This window comes from Xanthomonas cucurbitae (assembly GCF_002939885.1).
Classification (GTDB): domain Bacteria; phylum Pseudomonadota; class Gammaproteobacteria; order Xanthomonadales; family Xanthomonadaceae; genus Xanthomonas; species Xanthomonas cucurbitae.
The window spans coordinates 46,762-62,908 of the sequence record NZ_MDED01000023.1; the positions used below are offsets into that span (position 1 = coordinate 46,762).

The 16,147-nt window shown below is 67.2% G+C and carries 16 protein-coding genes and 2 other RNA genes; 3 read left to right on the forward strand and 15 right to left on the reverse strand.

Features of this window, described 5'->3' with window-relative positions; translation table 11 throughout:
• Nucleotides 1-195: 195 nt before the first annotated feature.
• The 4 genes from murU to XcuCFBP2542_RS12995 form a co-directional block, all read right to left on the reverse strand.
• Complete coding sequence (murU, locus tag XcuCFBP2542_RS12980; protein WP_104603977.1) at nucleotides 196-906, reverse strand: N-acetylmuramate alpha-1-phosphate uridylyltransferase MurU; 711 nt, start codon at nucleotides 904-906, stop codon at nucleotides 196-198.
• On the reverse strand, nucleotides 903-1,922 hold the full coding sequence (locus XcuCFBP2542_RS12985; protein ID WP_104603978.1) for an aminoglycoside phosphotransferase family protein: 1,020 nt from the start codon (nucleotides 1,920-1,922) through the stop codon (nucleotides 903-905). Before XcuCFBP2542_RS12985 ends, murU begins: the two co-directional genes overlap by 4 nt.
• 37 nt (nucleotides 1,923-1,959) lie before the next feature.
• Nucleotides 1,960-2,232 (reverse strand): GlsB/YeaQ/YmgE family stress response membrane protein, encoded by a 273-nt coding sequence (locus XcuCFBP2542_RS12990; protein WP_104603979.1) that lies wholly within the window; start codon nucleotides 2,230-2,232, stop codon nucleotides 1,960-1,962.
• Nucleotides 2,233-2,542: 310 nt separating this feature from the next.
• The gene (locus XcuCFBP2542_RS12995; RefSeq protein ID WP_104603980.1) at nucleotides 2,543-4,036 is read right to left on the reverse strand and encodes a M20 family metallopeptidase; all 1,494 of its coding nucleotides are present in this window, start codon (nucleotides 4,034-4,036) and stop codon (nucleotides 2,543-2,545) included.
• Nucleotides 4,037-4,234: 198 nt separating this feature from the next.
• On the opposite strand from XcuCFBP2542_RS12995, the gene XcuCFBP2542_RS13000 reads away from it, so the two are divergent.
• From XcuCFBP2542_RS13000 to XcuCFBP2542_RS13010, 3 genes are all read left to right on the forward strand, one after another.
• A complete protein-coding gene (locus XcuCFBP2542_RS13000; RefSeq protein WP_104603981.1) occupies nucleotides 4,235-4,567 on the forward strand; it encodes a ComEA family DNA-binding protein in 333 nt (110 codons plus the stop codon).
• A gap of 463 nt (nucleotides 4,568-5,030) precedes the next feature.
• Entirely contained in the window at nucleotides 5,031-5,717 is a 687-nt protein-coding gene (locus tag XcuCFBP2542_RS13005; RefSeq protein ID WP_104603982.1) for a HutD/Ves family protein, read from the forward strand.
• A gap of 145 nt (nucleotides 5,718-5,862) precedes the next feature.
• Nucleotides 5,863-5,939, forward strand: a non-coding RNA gene (locus tag XcuCFBP2542_RS13010) — sX9 sRNA.
• Between the two features lie 4 nt (nucleotides 5,940-5,943).
• Here the strand turns inward: XcuCFBP2542_RS13010 and XcuCFBP2542_RS13015 are convergent.
• The 11 genes from XcuCFBP2542_RS13015 to XcuCFBP2542_RS13065 all read right to left on the reverse strand — a co-directional run bounded on the left by XcuCFBP2542_RS13015 (nucleotide 5,944) and on the right by XcuCFBP2542_RS13065 (nucleotide 16,071).
• Nucleotides 5,944-7,569 carry a sulfite reductase subunit alpha gene (locus XcuCFBP2542_RS13015; protein WP_104603983.1) on the reverse strand — a complete coding sequence of 542 codons (1,626 nt, stop codon included), beginning with the start codon at nucleotides 7,567-7,569 and terminating at the stop codon, nucleotides 5,944-5,946.
• Nucleotides 7,566-8,540: an FAD:protein FMN transferase gene (locus XcuCFBP2542_RS13020; RefSeq protein ID WP_104603984.1), complete on the reverse strand. Its 975-nt coding sequence runs from the start codon at nucleotides 8,538-8,540 to the stop codon at nucleotides 7,566-7,568. The genes XcuCFBP2542_RS13015 and XcuCFBP2542_RS13020 overlap by 4 nt, the downstream gene beginning before the upstream one ends.
• Before the next feature lie 212 nt (nucleotides 8,541-8,752).
• Nucleotides 8,753-8,829: non-coding RNA, sX9 sRNA (locus XcuCFBP2542_RS13025), on the reverse strand.
• Nucleotides 8,830-8,890: 61 nt separating this feature from the next.
• Entirely contained in the window at nucleotides 8,891-9,694 is an 804-nt protein-coding gene (locus tag XcuCFBP2542_RS13030) for a DUF4198 domain-containing protein (protein ID WP_104603985.1), read from the reverse strand.
• A 175-nt stretch (nucleotides 9,695-9,869) separates the two neighbouring features.
• Nucleotides 9,870-10,385 carry a DUF2271 domain-containing protein gene (locus XcuCFBP2542_RS13035; RefSeq protein ID WP_104603986.1) on the reverse strand — a complete coding sequence of 172 codons (516 nt, stop codon included), beginning with the start codon at nucleotides 10,383-10,385 and terminating at the stop codon, nucleotides 9,870-9,872.
• Nucleotides 10,386-10,405: 20 nt separating this feature from the next.
• Nucleotides 10,406-11,044: a PepSY-associated TM helix domain-containing protein gene (locus XcuCFBP2542_RS13040; RefSeq protein WP_104603987.1), complete on the reverse strand. Its 639-nt coding sequence runs from the start codon at nucleotides 11,042-11,044 to the stop codon at nucleotides 10,406-10,408.
• A 7-nt stretch (nucleotides 11,045-11,051) separates the two neighbouring features.
• Nucleotides 11,052-11,786 (reverse strand): tetratricopeptide repeat protein, encoded by a 735-nt coding sequence (locus XcuCFBP2542_RS13045; RefSeq protein WP_104603988.1) that lies wholly within the window; start codon nucleotides 11,784-11,786, stop codon nucleotides 11,052-11,054.
• Nucleotides 11,779-12,465, reverse strand: coding sequence for a Fe2+-dependent dioxygenase (locus tag XcuCFBP2542_RS13050; protein WP_104603989.1), 687 nt, complete (start codon nucleotides 12,463-12,465; stop codon nucleotides 11,779-11,781). Before XcuCFBP2542_RS13050 ends, XcuCFBP2542_RS13045 begins: the two co-directional genes overlap by 8 nt.
• A gap of 48 nt (nucleotides 12,466-12,513) precedes the next feature.
• Nucleotides 12,514-14,832 (reverse strand): TonB-dependent receptor, encoded by a 2,319-nt coding sequence (locus XcuCFBP2542_RS13055; protein ID WP_104603990.1) that lies wholly within the window; start codon nucleotides 14,830-14,832, stop codon nucleotides 12,514-12,516.
• 373 nt (nucleotides 14,833-15,205) lie between these two features.
• Nucleotides 15,206-15,535, reverse strand: coding sequence for a non-heme iron oxygenase ferredoxin subunit (locus XcuCFBP2542_RS13060; protein ID WP_104603991.1), 330 nt, complete (start codon nucleotides 15,533-15,535; stop codon nucleotides 15,206-15,208).
• Complete coding sequence (locus XcuCFBP2542_RS13065; protein ID WP_104603992.1) at nucleotides 15,532-16,071, reverse strand: GNAT family N-acetyltransferase; 540 nt, start codon at nucleotides 16,069-16,071, stop codon at nucleotides 15,532-15,534. The genes XcuCFBP2542_RS13060 and XcuCFBP2542_RS13065 overlap by 4 nt, the downstream gene beginning before the upstream one ends.
• Nucleotides 16,072-16,147 lie beyond the last annotated feature (76 nt).

Sequence of the window (16,147 nt, forward strand, 5' to 3'; positions counted from 1 at the left end):
GCTCTTACGCGGCATCCATGCCGCGTAAGGTCCCGCGACGGTAGGCGGGCAAGGACCCGTCGGGATGGTCGGTGCGCATGGATAAGAGCCGGAGTGACGGCCCTTGAGTTGGCTGCAAGGACCATCGAGATGGTCGGTGTGGGTGATTCAAGCAATGCACGGTGCGCGGCCGGCGTTGCAGCAGCGTGGTTGCGATCAGCCGCGGTCACGCAGTAACTGCGCATCCAGTTCCGCCAGCCGCTGCGGCGTGCCGACATCGGTCCAGCGTCCGGAATGGAGGATGCCATCGATCAAGCCTGCCGCCATCTGCGCGCGCAGGATGGGCGCCAGCGCAAACCGCGGCGTCGCGCCGGCCTGCTCAGGCAATGGCCCGATCACGGATTGCCAGTCGTGCAGCAGTGCCGGCCGGAACACTCCAATACCGGCGTACGTGTGGGTGGCAGGCAGATCCGCACGTACTTTGCCGTCGGCCTGTAGGGCGAAGTCGGCGTGGGCCGCATAGGCAGGCTTGTCGACCAGCACCAACTGCGCCAGCCCGGCCGGTGCGCGCGACAGGCGCGCAAAGTCGAAGTCGCTCCAGATATCGCCGTTGACCAGCAGGAACGGCGCATCGCCCAGCAGCGGCAACGCATGCAGCATGCCGCCGCCAGTCTCCAACGGTGCAGCGCCCTCGAAGGAATAGTGCAGGCGCAGGCCGAGCGTACTGCCGTCTCCCAAGACCTGCGGAAACTGCTCGGCCAGCCAGGAGGTATTGACCACCACCTCGTCCACGCCCAGCGCGGCGAGTTTGCGCAGATGCCAGACGATCAGGGGAGTGTCGCCGACCGCCAGCAACGGCTTGGGCGTGCGCTCGGTCAGCGGACGCATCCGCTCGCCCAAGCCTGCGGCAAAGATCAGCGCCTTCATGGCGTGGCCTGCGCGGTGTGCGCGGCCAGGGCAGGCTTGACGACCTGTTCCAGCACATCGATCAACGGCGCCAGCTCCGCGTAGCGCGGCAGCACCTCGTCCAGATAGGCGATGAAGTGCGGTACGTTGTCCAGATACCAGTGCTTGCCATCGCGATGGCTCAGGCGCGAGAAGATGCCCAGATTCTTCAGATGCCGTTGCACGCCCATCCAGTCCGCATCGCGCAGGAACTGCGCCAGCGGCGGAACCGGCAAGCCTGCCGCACTAGCGCGCGCGTGGTAGCGCGCCAGCCAGCCGTCCACGCGGGCGATCGGCCAGCTCACCGAGGTGTCCTTGAACAGGCTGATCGGGTCGTAGGCGATCGGGCCGATCACGCAATCCTGGAAATCCAGCACCGCCGGGCCATCGGGTACAGGCATCAGGTTGCGCGGCATGAAATCGCGATGGGTGAACACCTGCGGCTGTGCCAGCGCGTTGTCCATCAAGCGGCGTTGCACCAGCTGCAACTGCTCGGCATGTGCGCAGTCCAGCTGCACGCCCAGATGTTTGCCAAGGAACCATTCCTCGAACAATCCGGCATCGCGCTGCAGCAGGGCCTCGCCGAAGCTGCCGCTATCGGCAGGCGGCGGGATCGCCTGCAGCAACAGCAGTTGCGCAACCGCACCGTCCAGCAACGCGTCGGCATTGGCCTCGGTCAGCACCTGAGCCAGGGTTGGTACCCCAAGGTCCTCCAGCAACAGGAAGCCGGTCTGCAGATCCTGCGCAACTACCTGCGGCACGCGCACGCCATGCACGCCCAGCAGCGCCTGCATCCGCAACCACGGCGCCACGTTTTCCAGCTGCGGCGGCGCATCCATCAGGATGCGCTGCGCACCGTGTCCGTTGGTGCGCCAATAGCTGCGGAATCCCGCATCGACCGAGGCGCGTTGCAAGGTGGCGTGCGGATCGTCGAGCGCATGGCGCGCCCACTGCAGGCGAAGCGCGTCGCGCGCGGTGTCTGAAGGGGAAGACGTCATCTGTGGTGGCTGTCTCGTGAGGTGATGGAGGCAGCGCTCAGCGCTTGCTGCCGCTGAACAGCCGCAGCAGCGCGAGAATGGCGATGGCGCCGAGCACCGCGCCCAGGAATCCGGCCGGCTCGCCCGGGCGGTACCAGCCCATGTAGCGCCCGAACCAGCTCGCCACCACCGCACCGGCAATGCCCAGCACGATGGTCAGCAGACAGCCCAGGCGCTGCGTTCCCGGGGTGATGAAGCGCGCCAGCAACCCGACCACGAACCCGACCAGCAGGATGTAGAGCCAGCTGTCGCTACCAAACACTGTGTTCATTGCAGCACCAGAGCGAACGGGATCGGCAGACTAGCATCTCGGATGCTGTCCACTCGCGCTGCGCGCACAACGCCGGCGGCTTGGTGGAGCATGAGCCGCAACGTGGTGGCGCGAGCCGCGAGAAGTCAGCGAGGTCCGCACGGAAGAAGCGCAGCACCAACAAAAAGCCCCTCTCCCGCCGGGAGACGGGTTGGGGCGAGGAGAGGATCATCAGGCAATCCCAATCGACAGCCTCTCACCCAGACCCCGAACACCGCCGCCCGTCCGATGACCTTGTCACCCAACCGCATGCAAGGGCCAATCCCAGGACTCAGCAGCAGCCGTGCCCACCATGCCGGGTGCCGCTATCGGCAGCCACCGGCGAGCCGCTGGTTTCCCCACGCAGGCAGGCGGCGTGATGTTCGGCGATCACCTTCGACACGCAGGCCGTCACCCGCTTGCCCATCGGGATGTGCAGGAACTCGTTCGGCCCATGTGCATTGGAATGCGGCCCCAGCACGCCGGTAATCATGAATTGCGCGCCCGGGAACTTCTCGCCGAGCATGCCCATGAACGGGATCGAGCCGCCTTCGCCCATGTACATCGCCGGCTTGGCGAAGAACACCTGGCTGGCATCGTCGATGGCTTTAGCCAGCCACGGCGCCATCTCCGGCGCATTCCACCCGGAGGAGGCTTTTTCCAGCTCCAGGCTCACCTGCGCGCCATTGGGCGGGTCGCGCAGCAGGGCGGCCTTGAGCAGTTCGCCACAGGCCTTGCCGTCGGCGGTCGGCGGCAACCGCAGCGAGAGCTTCACCGCGGTATGCGGGCGCAGCACGTTGCCGGCCGAGGCCAGCGGCGGCATGCCGTCCACCCCGGTGACCGACAGCGCCGGGCGCCAGGTCCGGTTCAACACCAGCTCGGTCAGATCCTCGTGCATCGGCGCCAGGCCATCGACCATCGGGAACTTGTCGAAGATCGCGGTATCCAGCGTGGCCGCAGCGGCCCTGGCCTGGGTCAGCCGCTCAGCGGGCACTTCCACATGCAGGCCGTCCAGCAGGATGCGGCCGGTGGTTGCGTCTTCGATGCGCGACAGCAGCTGGCGCAGCAGGCGGAAACTGGACGGCACCACGCCGGAGGCATCGCCGGAATGCACGCCTTCCTCCAGCACCTTCACGCTGAGGTTGCCGCCGGTCAGGCCGCGCAAGGAGGTGGTGCACCACAGCTGCTCATAGTTGCCGCAACCCGAATCCAGGCAGACCACCAGCGACGGCTTGCCGATGCGCTGGGCCAGATGATCCACATAGGCGGGCAGATCGTAGCTGCCGGACTCTTCGCAGGCCTCGATCAGCACCACGCAGCGCGCATGCGGCAGGCCCTGGGTACGCAGCGCCAGGATCGCCGCCAGCGACCCGAAGATCGCGTAGCCGTCGTCGGCGCCACCGCGGCCGTACAACCTGTCCTCGCGCAACACCGGCTCCCAGGGGCCAAGGTCGGCATCCCAGCCGGTCATTTCCGGTTGCTTGTCCAGGTGGCCGTAGAGCAGCACGGTGTCGTCGCCGGACTCGGTGCCAGTGGCCGGAATCTCGATGAAGATCAACGGCGTGCGGCCTTGCAGGCGCACCACCTCGACCTGCATGCCGTCGATCGCCTGCGCGCGCGCCCAGCGTTCCATCAGGCCCACGGCCTGCTCCATGTAGCCGTTGGCCACCCAGTCGGCGTCGAACATTGGCGACTTGTTGGGGATACGGATGTAATCGACCAGCTGCGGGACGATTTCGCGGTCCCAGGTGTCACTGACGAGCTGGTCGATCTTGGCGCTGTCCATGAAGGCTCCGAATGCAGACGTGATGGCACATTCTACGCCCGCCGTCTGGGTAGGAATTTTCCTACAAGGCGGCGCGCAGTTCACCGGCTGTTCGGAGAGTCGGCCGGCGATAGGATGGCTGCATGTGGCGCGGGACACTGGCTCCGCTGGCAAGAATGCCGGCCAGGAACCATCACCCAAGCCACAAGGAGCGTTGCAATGAAGTCATTTACCGTAGTCCTGAAGTCCCTGCTGCTGGCATTGCTGCTGTCCTCGAATGCGTACGCGCTGGAGAGGGTGGACATCAATACCGCGTCTGCTGAGGAATTGGACAAGGTGCTGCTGAACGTCGGGCGATCAAAAGCCGAGGCGATCGTCGAGCACCGTCAGGCAAACGGTCCCTTCAAAAGCGCCGAGGAACTGGCGCTGGTCAAGGGCATCGGACTCAAGACGGTCGAACGGAATCGCGACCTGATCGAAGTGGGGGCCACGATGGCGCCCGCCAAGAAGGCTGCCAAGGGGGCGGCGGTGAAACCGGTGGGACGGCGTTGAGGGGAACGGATCCGGGATACGGTTCGACGCGAGGATGCGTGGCCGCAACCTAACTGGACAGGATGTCCGGGGGATGGCTGGAAGCCGACAAGGACGTGGAATCGCCCGGTGTTGCACTTGGACGTGCAGCCGGGCGTTTTTCGTTTGTGGCATGCGCGTCTGGCAGGCGCGGTGCCGGGCTTGCTCTGGCCTGGCTCGGCCGAATCCGAGCGGACGCGACTGCGTGCGGCGAGCGATGCACCCCTCGCGCCGCCTGGCGCACGTTACTGTCGCTTGTCGCTTGTTGCTGTCGCGTGGCAGCGTGCCCGGCGCGGCATGCGCCGCACAGCGGTGTCCACGGGTCGCATGCCGTGGCGATGAGACCTGATGCATCGGGCAGTGACGCAGTGGCTGCCCCTGATGACGCAACGCCAGCACGCCAGCATGTCGGCGTGGCGCGCTGCGGCTGAGGCACAATGTGTCGATGCAGCTGACAGACCTGAGCAGCCGGGTGATTCCGGCCATCGAATATCACCGCGAGCGCTGGCGCAATCGATTGGGTTGGACCCGCGAAATCCTGCGACTCGGCGACGCGCAACGCTGGGCGTTGCGCCTGTCGATCGCCGAGATCGAGCAGAACGCCGCGTTTTCCGCATTCCCGGACGTCGATCGTGAACTGGTGCTGCTGCGGGGCAACGGAATGCGCCTGGACTTCGGCGCTGCTGCCGGCAGTGAGGGTGGCGGCCTGCAAGACGGCGCCCCACTGGATCCGGCTGGCCATGCCATCCCGGCGCCGGCTTGCGCAGCAGGCAGCGATCGCCGGGTCGAATTGCTGCCGCCGTATCAGCGGGTGCGTTTTGCCGGGGAAGACACGGTGCGCGCCACGCTGCTGGATGGCCCGACACAGGATTTCAACCTGATGTGGCGGCGCGACCTGCTGCGGGCCGAGCTCCTGCACCGGCCGTTGGTCGGCAGCATGATGTTCTTTGCAGATCGGGACAGTGCCTGGGCCATCCATCTGCTAGCCGGGCAGGCCAGCTTCGGACGCGATAGCGGGCTGCCGCCGCTGGCTGCCGGAGACACGGCCTGGCTGAGCGCATCCACGCGCACCCGATACCTGCTCGATGGCGGCGGCGAGCTGCTGGCGATACGGGTGAGCCAGCTCGCCTGAGCTACCGGCGGCACCTCGCTGCGGCAAGACAACGCCGATGCATCCGGGAACATTGCCGGCGTAGGCCGGCCTCGGTCGCATGGGTTGCCTTTATCGTTGCCTGTGTGCGGTGGTCAGGCGGGCGTGGCCGGTGCCCGGCATCGGCATGTATCACTCGTATACTCCGGTTCTGAGCGCACCGTCCACACCCACCCGACGACGGTTCGCTACGCGCCCTCAGCCGCGCTCAGTACACATCGCGGCGATACCGGCCGCTGCGCAGCAGTTGCAGCCTGACATCGGGGCCCAGAATGCGGTCCAGCGTCCTGTCCACCTCCGGAGCCATGCCGCGCAGGCTGCCGCACAGATAGAGGCAGGCGCCTCGGTCGATCCAGCGCCGCAGGGTGTCGGCGGCCGCGGCCAGCGCGTGTTGCACGTAGCGTAGCGCTGGATCCCTGTCGCGCGAGTACACCAGGTCCAGCCGCGCGATATGGCCGTCCTGCTGCCATTGCCTCAGTTCGTCGGCGTACAGCGCGTCGTGCGCGGCGTTGCGTTCGCCAAACACCAGCCAGTTGTCGTGCGCACCGGCGGCAATGCGTGCGCACAGATGTGCGCGCAGGCCGGCAATGCCGGTGCCGTTGCCGATCAGCACCATCGGCCGATCCGGTGTCGGCGGATGGAAGCCGGGATTGCGGCGGATGCGCAGCGCGATCGGCGCATGCAATGGCGCATGTGTGCAGAGCCAGCCGCTGCCCAGGCCAAGCCCACCATCGGCATGCCGGTGTTCGCGAACCAGCAGTTCGACATGGCCCTGCTGCGGAATCGACGCCAGCGAGTAGTCGCGATGCGGTAGCGCCACCAGGCTGCGGACCAGCGCATGCGCGTCGATGGTGCTGGCGACGGCCTCGCCGCTGGCCACATCGCCGTCGGCGGGGAGTCGTGCGCTGGCCAGCCAGTCGCGCAACGCGCGATCGTCGATCAGGCGTGCCCCGTCCAGCTGGTGCCGGCGTAGCCAGGCCTCCACCAGGTCTGGCGGATTTTGCGGGACGATCTCGGCGATATCGCCTGCAGTCCACTGCGGCAGCGGGCCATCGTGGGGGGTGAGCCGAAGCCGCTGGATGGGCGCCCCGGCGCTGCCCGGGTTGACGTGACGGCGTTCGCGAAGTCGCCAGGTGCCGACGCTCGGCACGCTGCACGTCGCCTGCGAGGCGAGTGCCGGTGCCAGCACGGTCAGGTGGTCCTGCCATCGCTGCAACGCGCGTGGATCGGCGTTGTCCACATCGATGCGCTCGAACAGCGCGCTGGCGCCGCGTGCCTGCAGCCAGCTGTCGATGCGTCGGCCGAAGGCGCAGAACTGCGTGTAGCGACGATCGCCCAGTGCCAGCACTGCGTACCGTACGGCGGCCAGGTCCTGGCTGTCGCGGGCCAGCCAGTCGCGCTCCACGGCCTGCGCGTGGTCGGGCGCATCGCCTTCGCCGCTGGTGCTGAGGATGCACAGCAACTGCGGCACGCGCGCGAGTCGATCGGCATCCACTTCCTCCAGCGGCAGTGCACAGGCAGCGACGCCTGCACCTTGCAGGGCGGCTTCACAGCGCTCGGCCAGTTCGCGGGCGAATCCGGTCTGGCTCGCCCAGACGATCAGGACGCCGCAGTCGTCAGCGTTGGCGCTGTGCTGCCTGCGATGATGCGCCCAGGCCACGCCGCAGAGCACCGCGTACAGGGCCACTGCGGCACCGGCCCACTGCCAGCGCGCTGGTGCCGGCGCACTCCACCAGGTGCCGGCGTGCAGGCTGCCCAGCCAGCCGGCAAGTGCGGCCAAGGCCAGCAGCAGTACGCCATTGCCCAGCCAGAGCCGTGGAGCTGGGCTGGTCATGCGTCGGCCAGGTGACGTTCGAAGGCAGGGCTCATGGATTCGTGCAGTGCACCGCCCTGACGCGCCAGGAAGCGCACTGCCAGCTCGGCGATGCGGGCGTGGGCAAGCCCGGCCTCGGGGCCGAGGACGGTCATTGCGGTGGCCCAGGCGTCGGCATGCATGGCGTCGGCGGCCAGTACCGTCACCGCCGCCGGGGCATGCGGCACCGGCGCACCGGTGCGCGGATCGATGGTGTGCGCGTAGCGCGTGCCGCCGGCATCGAAGCGGTGCCAGCGGTCGCCCGAAGTGGCCACCGCCAACCCGTCCAGCACCAGCACGCGCGCCGGCAACGCCGCACCGGCGTCTTCGTCGGCCGCCGATTCGACCAGCACGTGCCAGGCGCTGCCATCGGGTTTGCGTCCATAGCCGAACAGCTCGCCGCCGACCTCGATCAAGGCGCTGGCGACGCCAGCCTGCAGCAAGGTGTGGTGGACGCAATCCACGCCGTAGCCCTTGGCAATGGCAGACAGATCCAGCGCTACCGCTCCCGCTTGCAGCACGCGCCCGCGCACCAGCTCCACGCGCTGCCATCCACAACGCAGGCTGGCCAGTGCGATCTGTTCGGAAGAGGGCACCTGGTGCCGGCCGGGGGCGGCACCGAACCCCCACAGCTCGACCATCGGCCCAACGGTGGGGTCGAACGCCCCTCCGCTGGCCTGTGCGATTTGCAAGGCGGTCTGCAGGACGGTGTGGAACTCCTCGGGCAGGGCCTGCCAGTGGCCGGCTGGCGCAGCGTTATAGCGGCTGATGTCCGAGCCCGCTTCCCAGGTGCTCATCTGCGCGACCACGCGGTCGAGCGCCGCCTGGATGCCGGCATGCAGCGGATGCAGGTCGCGTGCGGGCGGCACCACCAGTTTGACGCTCCAGGTGGTGCCCATGCTGCGGCCGCCCAGGGTAGCCAGCGTGGCGTTTGCGGAAGCGGTTGAAGTCATGCGTGGACCGGTGGGCAATGGGGCAGGAACGCCATGGTGACGCGCGGGGCGGCCGGTTGCATCCGCTTGCAGACGATTGCCGCGTTCACCGCCACCGCCCGACGAACGCAGACCCGGCCTCATCGAGGCAACTGGCCACGGCAGCGGGCACTGCAGAGCGTCCGCTGCGGCATCGCCATCGCACGCAAGCGGTGGTGCCCGTTGGAAGGAGTGGCGGATAAACCGTAGCGAGCAGTCGTCAGGTGGATGTGGACGGCGCACGCGTAATCGGCGTGGACGCAGGATCCATGCCGCTTCCGGGCACCGGCCGCGCCCGCCTGGCGGATGCGCAGCAGCTTGGTTGGTCACTCTTACTGCGGCAGTACTTCCAGTGTTGCTACATAGCCCAGGCGACGCTGCTTGGCCTGCGGCAGCGAGGTCTTGCTGTCTTCGCTGCTGGTTTCCAGCCAGTACATGCCGGGTTCCGGCCAGGTCACGCTGAAGCCGCCCTTGGCATCGGTTTTGAGCTTGATCTCGTTCTGCGCATCGCGATAACGGGTGCCGCCGCGCACGATCTCGATCTCCAGCCCGGCGGCCGGCTTGCCATCCAGTTGCAGGGTGAAGTGCGCCGCTTCGCCGGCGACCAGGTCGTTGGGATGGGTGATCGGCACCAGCTCGATGCCCTTGCCGCTGGGTTTGAACGCGGTGGTGGTCGGCGCGCCACGGGTGACGAAGGTTTCCACGCGGCTGAGCGACTGCGAAACCTGCAGGTCCTGTGCTTTCTTCGGCACCTCGGTGGCGAAGCTGGCTTCGTTGCCGCGCCAGCGCTTGGGCTTGCCGTCTTCCTTCCAGCTGGCAAACAGGCCGGCATTGACGATGCTGAGCTTGTAGGTGCCGGGCTGGGTGAGCTGCAGGTCGAACACGCTGCGGTACTTGCCGGTGGCCGGGTTGTCCGGCTTGAGCGCGCTGCCGTCGGGCGCGGTGATGCTCAGGTTATCCAGCCGCAGCGGCACATGGTTGAAATAGAACAGGTCGTTGGAGACCGCCGCATCGACGGTGATCCACGGCGCTTCGCCGGCAATGACGGTCTGCGAGGGCAGCAGCCAGGCCTTGTGCGCAAGCGCGGTAGCCGGCAGTGCGGCGAGCAGGGCGGTCAGGACGAGAGAGCGTTGCATGACAACTCCTTGAGGGCATGGAAGACGGTGGGTCGCGTGTCTGGTCAGCGCAAGTCGCTGCGCTGGGCGGAGGCGTGGAGATAAAACCTGCAAGCGACGATACGGTTGGGCGACGGCGGCTTGGGTCGGCCGGAGACTGAGGACAGCGGCCTGCGCCCCATGCCGACGCCCTGCATCAAGGCTTGGCAGTGAGGCTGATCGCACCCAGTTCGCTGCTGCCGCTGGCTTTGGCGCTCTGCGCCGCCGTTGCCGGCCAGGTGAAGGGCACTTTGACCAGTTCGCGGCCGCCGACCTCGCGCGCGGCCTCCACCACCAGCGTGTACTGGCCGGCCGGCAGCGACTTCAATGCGCCCTTGGTGTCGTTGAAAGAGAGCGCATGCGCGCCAGCCGGGCGGGTCGGGCCGGTGACGCCATCGACCGGCACCTCCAGCGTGCGGCCACTCTTGCGCCACCACTGGCGCAGGTCTGGCAACCACTTGGTGCCGTGGCCCTCGGCGGTGTCCTTGGACTGATACCAGACCGCCAGGTTGGCGGCGACCTTCTGGTCCGCGCCTTCCAGCCAGATCGCCACGTACGGGCGGTGGTATTCGGCGACGTTGAGCTTGGGGATTTCGACATTGATATCGAGCGTGGCCGCATACGCCGGCATGGCGAGCAGGCCGCTCAGGGCGATGGTCAGGGTGGCGCGCATGGTCGTCTCCGAGGAAAGGGTCAGTGGATCAACAACAGGGCAAGCAGCAGCGGGATCAGCAGGCCCAGGCCGACCAGCGGCCAGGTCATGCGGCGCTGGCGCGCATGCAGGTGCAGCAGGAACAGGCCGGTGATGCAGAACACCAGGCAGGCGATGGCGAACACGTCGATGAACCAGCCCCAGGCCGGCCCGGTATTGCGGCCCTTGTGCAGGTCGTTGACGTAGGCGACCCAGCCGCGCGAGGTGCGCTCATAGTCGACCGCGCCAGTGGCGCGGTCCAGGCTCAGCCAGGCGTCGCCGCCGGGCCGCGGCAGCGCCACATACACCTCGTCGGGCGACCACTCGCCGTTGTGCGCGCCGATGCCGATATCCAGTTCGCGCCCAAGCCACTGCGCCACGCGGGGTGGCAGCGGCGCATCGCCTTGCTGGCGTTCGCCCAGGGTCTTGAGCAACGCGGGCGGCAGGGTGAGCGTGCGCTGTTGCGTCGATGGGCTGGCTTCGATGCGTGCGGCGTGATTCAAGGTCAGCCCGGTGATCGTAAACAGCAGCATGCCGATCAGGCACAGCGCCGAGCTGATCCAGTGCCATTGGTGCAGCATGCGCAGCCAGAATCCACGGCGTTGTTGGGCACTGGCGGTGGTGGCGTTGGAGGGCGACATGCCGTGCTCAGGCCGGGTCCGTGGCGGCTGGTGCTTGCAGTTGCGCTTGCCGCGCAGCCACTTCGCCGAGCAATGCGCGCAGGCGCGGCTGCGGCGCATTGCCGAGCAGCGCGGTGAGTTGATGCAGGAAGCCGGCATGCCCACCGGCGATGGCGCGGCGCATCCACTGCTCGGCTTGATCGAGCGCGCCCGCATCGGCCAGAAAGGTGGCGTAGCTGGCCTGGCCGCGGAAGTCGCCGGCCTCGGCAGACCGGCGATACCAGTCGCGCGCGGCATGTGGGTCGGCAGTGCAGGCCAGGCCCTGGTCGAGATAGCGCGCCAGGAAGTTCATCGACTTGGCATGCCCGCGTTCGGCGGCCTGGCGATACAGCGCCAGCGCCTGCGCCTGGTCCTGCGCGACCGAGCGCCCGGAGGCGTACAGATGCGCCAGGTTGTACATGCCCCAGTCCAGGCCATGGTCGGCGGCGCGGCGATACCATAGCGCGGCCAAGTCGTCGTTGACCGGGGTGCCGAAGCCCAGTTCGTGGCAGCGGCCGAGTTGGTTCATGGCCTGCGGATGCCCGGCATTGGCCGCCACTTCGTACCACAGCATCGCCGCAGCCGGATCGCGCGCGATGCCGCGCCCTTCGGCATACAGTTGCGCCAGCAGGAGCTGTGCGTCGCTGTCCTGGCCGGCGGCGGCCTTGCGCAGCGATGCAATGGCCTGCTCGGGCTGTGCCGGGTCCAACACGGGCTCAGACATCGGCCCATTGCCGCAGCAGGTTGTGATACACGCCGGTGAGCTGGATCAGCGCCGGATGGCCGGGCGTGTCTTGCGTCAGCCGCCGAATCGAAACATCCAGTTCAAACAGTAGCCGGCGCTGCGCTGCGTCGCGCAGCATGCTCTGGGTCCAGAAGAACGCCGCCAGGCGCGTGCCGCGGGTGACCGGATTGACCTTGTGCAGGCTGGTGCCGGGATAGATCACCAGATGCCCGGCCGGCAGCTTGACCGACTGCGTGCCGTAGGTGTCTTCGATCACCAGTTCGCCACCGTCGTAGCTGCCCGGCTCGCTGAGAAACAGCGTACCGGAGACATCGGTGCGCATCGGCTCGGCGCCGCCATGGCTGCGGTCGTAGCGCACCGCGTTGTCTACGTGATACCCGAACGACTGCCCGCCGCTGTAGCGATTGAATAGCGGCGGATAGATCCGGCGTGGCAGCACCGCAGAGAAGAAGGTGCTGCTGCGTGACAGCGCTTCCAGCACCAGCGCGCTGGCCTCGCGCGCGATGGCGCTGCCTTCGGGCAACTGCGCGTTGTCCTTGGCCTGGGCCGACTGGTGGCCGGCGGTGATGCGGCCATCGGCCCAATCGGCCGCGTCCAGCCGTGCGCGCAGGGCGCCCAGTTGCGCGGCATCCAGGACATCGGGAATGGGCAACAGCATGCGGTGGTCTCCACGCCATCCGCGCGGGGCGGATGGCGCTTCGCAAGGTCAGAAGCTGAAGGTGGCGTTCAATACCGCCGAGCGGCCCTCGCCCGGCAACGCCCAGCCGTTGCCGGCGGTGACGGTGCCTGCGGCGTTGACGGTGAGGTTGTTGCGCACGCTGGTGTAGTACTCCTTGTCGAGCAGGTTGTTGACGTTCAACTGCAGGCTGAGCCAGTCGTTGACGCGCAGGCCGAGCATGGCGCGGTGCACCCAGTAATCGTCGGTCTTGCGGTAGGCCGCGGCCGAGGCATTGTTCGCGTAGAAGCCGCCCTGGTAGGTGATGCCGTAGCCGAAGGTCCAGCGGTCCAGCGTGTAGGTGGTCCAGACATTGCCAGCATTGCGCGGTGTCTGCACCAGGTCGCGTCCGGCCACCGGGTCGCCGGTGAGGCTGGCGGTGCGGTTGGACACGCTTCGCAGCACTTCGCTGTCCAGGAAGGTGTAGTTGGCGAAGATCGACCAACGGTCGGTCAGATAGCCGGCCGCGCCCAGCGCGATGCCGTCCACGCGCGCCTTGCCGTCCAACACCTGCTCGGGAATCAACGGGTCGCCGCTGTTGACCTTGAAGTTTTCGCGCTCGTTGCGGAACACTGCCGCCGTCAGCGCCAGGCGCTCATCCAGTACGTCCCACTTGCCGCCCAGTTCGATGTTGACCGCCGTTTCCGGCGCGACGTTGCAGTTGGCGCCGACAGTGGCGGTGGCGATCGGCGTGCATGAGCCGTTGACCGAGGCCTTGGACGGGGTCTTGCTGTTGGCATACGACAGATACACGCTGGCGTTGTCCGCAGGCTTGAACACCAGACCGGCGCGGTAGGAGAACAGCTCCTCGTCGCTGTCGGCCGGGAAGCCGGCGGCAACCCCGGTGATGTTGCCGGCCGCATTGACGTTGTACGTGGTGCTGGCACCTTCGTTGTGTTCGTAGCGGCCGCCGACATTGAGCAGCCACTGCTCGTTGAACTGCAGCGTGTCGAACAGATAGATGGCCTGATTGGTCAGGCTGCCTTTGCTGTGGCCGGTGCGGACGAAGTTCTGCGGGCCGGTCCAGATGTTGTACGGGTTGTCGAAGGACTGCAGCGGGAAGGTGATGCCGGTGGCGGAGCCGTCGGCATTGCGGAAGGTGGTGCCGCTGTCCAGCTCGAAATCTTCCTTGCTGATCGCCACGCCGGCGACCAGGCGGTGTTCGATGGCGCCGGTCTGCAGCGTGGCGGTCAGGTCGGTCTGGCTGTGGGCGATGAAGTTCTCGGTATTGCGCACCAGCCCGCGCGGGCCGCTGCTGGGATTCCAGGTGGCCGGCGGCTGGCCGACGCAGGCGCGCCCGGTGTAGGGGTCGGTGCCGTTGGGCAGGCACCAGGTGCCCTGCAGCGCGGTGGCATTGAGCGACTGATCCACCCGCTGCAGACGCGCCAGGCTACGCAGCTTGACGGTGTCGCCGAAGTCCATGTCCAGCACGCCGGTCAGCATGTCCACGTCGATTTCCTGGCGCGAGGTGTTGCGGTAGCCGAAATAGGTTTCCGCATCCACGCCCGGCAGCGGGCCATCGTTGAACGGGCTGAGTGCGAACGGCACGCCGTACTGCGGCAGGTTGTTGTCGTGCTGGTGCAGATAGCTCAGGGTGAAACGCGTGTCCGAGCCCAGGCCGAACGCCACCGATGGCGCAAAGCCCCAGCGATGACGGAATTCCTCGTCGCGGCCGGGCACGTCCTGGGTGTGGCCCATGGCATTCAGGCGCACCGCAGTGCCATTGTCGAAGTCGTAGTTGCTGTCGACGGCGAGGCGGCCATAGCGGTCGCTGCCGCCACCGATCAGCACGTTGGTGAAATCGCCCTGGCCGGCGGTCTTGGTCACCAGGTTGATGTTGCCGCCCACCGAACCGGCGCCGGACATGGCTGAATTGGCGCCGTTGATGAGTTCCACCGCCTCCAGGTTGAAGGTGTCGCTGCGGCTGTATTGCGCGCTGTCGCGTACGCCATCGGTGGTGATGTCGCTGCTGGCGGTGAAGCCGCGCAGGTTGATGTTGTCGCCATACCCGCCGCCGCCTTCGCCGGCACCGAAGGTGATGCCGGGCAGGGTGCTGAGCACATCGCGCAGGGACAGCAGGTTCTGCTGGTCCATGGTCTGCTTGGTGACCACGGTAATCGTCTGCGGGGTGTCGCGCAGCGCCTCGGTGTACTTGGGCGAAGACGGCTTCTGTGCGCGCTCCTGCTGTACCCGGATCGCATCCAGGTCCACCGCGCCGGGAGGAGCCGGGGCATCGCCGGGCTGGGCCAGTGCAGGTGCAGACAGTGTCAACAGTACGGCCGAGGCGAGCGGTGAAATCCTGGGAGTCATGAGAGGTCTCGAAGAAGGAAACGGTGTCCGGCCTGGCGGCGGCACGGAGCGAAGGACGATACGGATGACGCGCTGGCTAGCCTGAGGCGATGCGTCGCCGCCGTCCCGCAGGCACGCCGCCAGGGACGGACGCCGTGAAGCGCAGGCAGGGCGATGGAGCGGGACCGGGTGGACGCAGGCGCATGGGGTCGCTGAAAGGCCGGGTGAAGAAGGCCTAAAGAAAGTGTGATATTAAATGAAAATCATTCTTCTTCGCAATCCTGTCAGCGGGCAGGGCGTGTGCGGCGCAGATGGGAGGCAGCGTCGATGGCACCCAGATGCTGACGCGGCAGGGTACAGGTTCAACAGGCGCTGGGATGCGCCGGCAACCTGCTCAGCGATCGTCCCGGGTCCAGATACCGTCGTGTTCGCGCTTGACCGGGAACCTGGGCACGGCGGTGTAGGCAGGGGCGCACAGCGGGCGGCCATCGCGGATGTCGAAGCGTGCGCCATGCAGCTGGCATTCGATGCTGCCCGCCACCGGGTCGAAGTTGCCGGGCGACAACGCGTAGTCTTCGTGGGTGCAGCGGTCTTCCAGGGCGTAGAGCTCGCCCTCCAGATTGAACACCACGATCGGTGCGTCGGTCACCTCATCCCAGACGGTCTGCAATTCGCCAGGCAACAGGGCCGCGCTGGCACAGACGAAGGTCCAGGTCTGGCTCATGGCGTGGTGTGTCCGAGCTGTTTTTCCAGCACTTCGAAGCGCAGGTCCTCGCGTAGCGGCATGCCGAAGCGTTCGTCGCCATACGGGAAAGGTTTGAACACGCCGGTACGGCGGTAGCCGCGACGTTCGTAGAAGGCGATGAGCTCATGTCGCACATCGATCACGGTCATGCGGATCAGCGGCAATTCCCACTCGCTGGCCACCAGACGCTCGGCGTAAGCCAGCAACGTCTTGCCCAGCCCGCTGCCCTGCAGCGTTGGCTCGACCGCGAACATGCCGAAGTAGCCAGCGTCGTCGTCGGCGGCGATGTGCGCGCAGGCCAGCAGGCGCCCGTCCTGTTCGACCAGCAGCACCAGGCTGCGCTCGCGCAGGATGTCCTGGCGCAGCACGGCCGGATCGATACGCGCGCCATCGAGGAGATCGGCCTCGGTGGTCCAGCCGACACGGCTGCTGTCGCCGCGATAGGCCGAGGTCACCAGCTGGACAAGGGCGTCGATGTCTTCGACGGTGGCGGTGCGGAAGGTGGTGGTCTGCATGTGCGGCAGTTTAGCGGGAATCGGGAATCGGGAATCGGGAATCGGGAATCGGGAATCGGGAATCGGGAATCGGGAA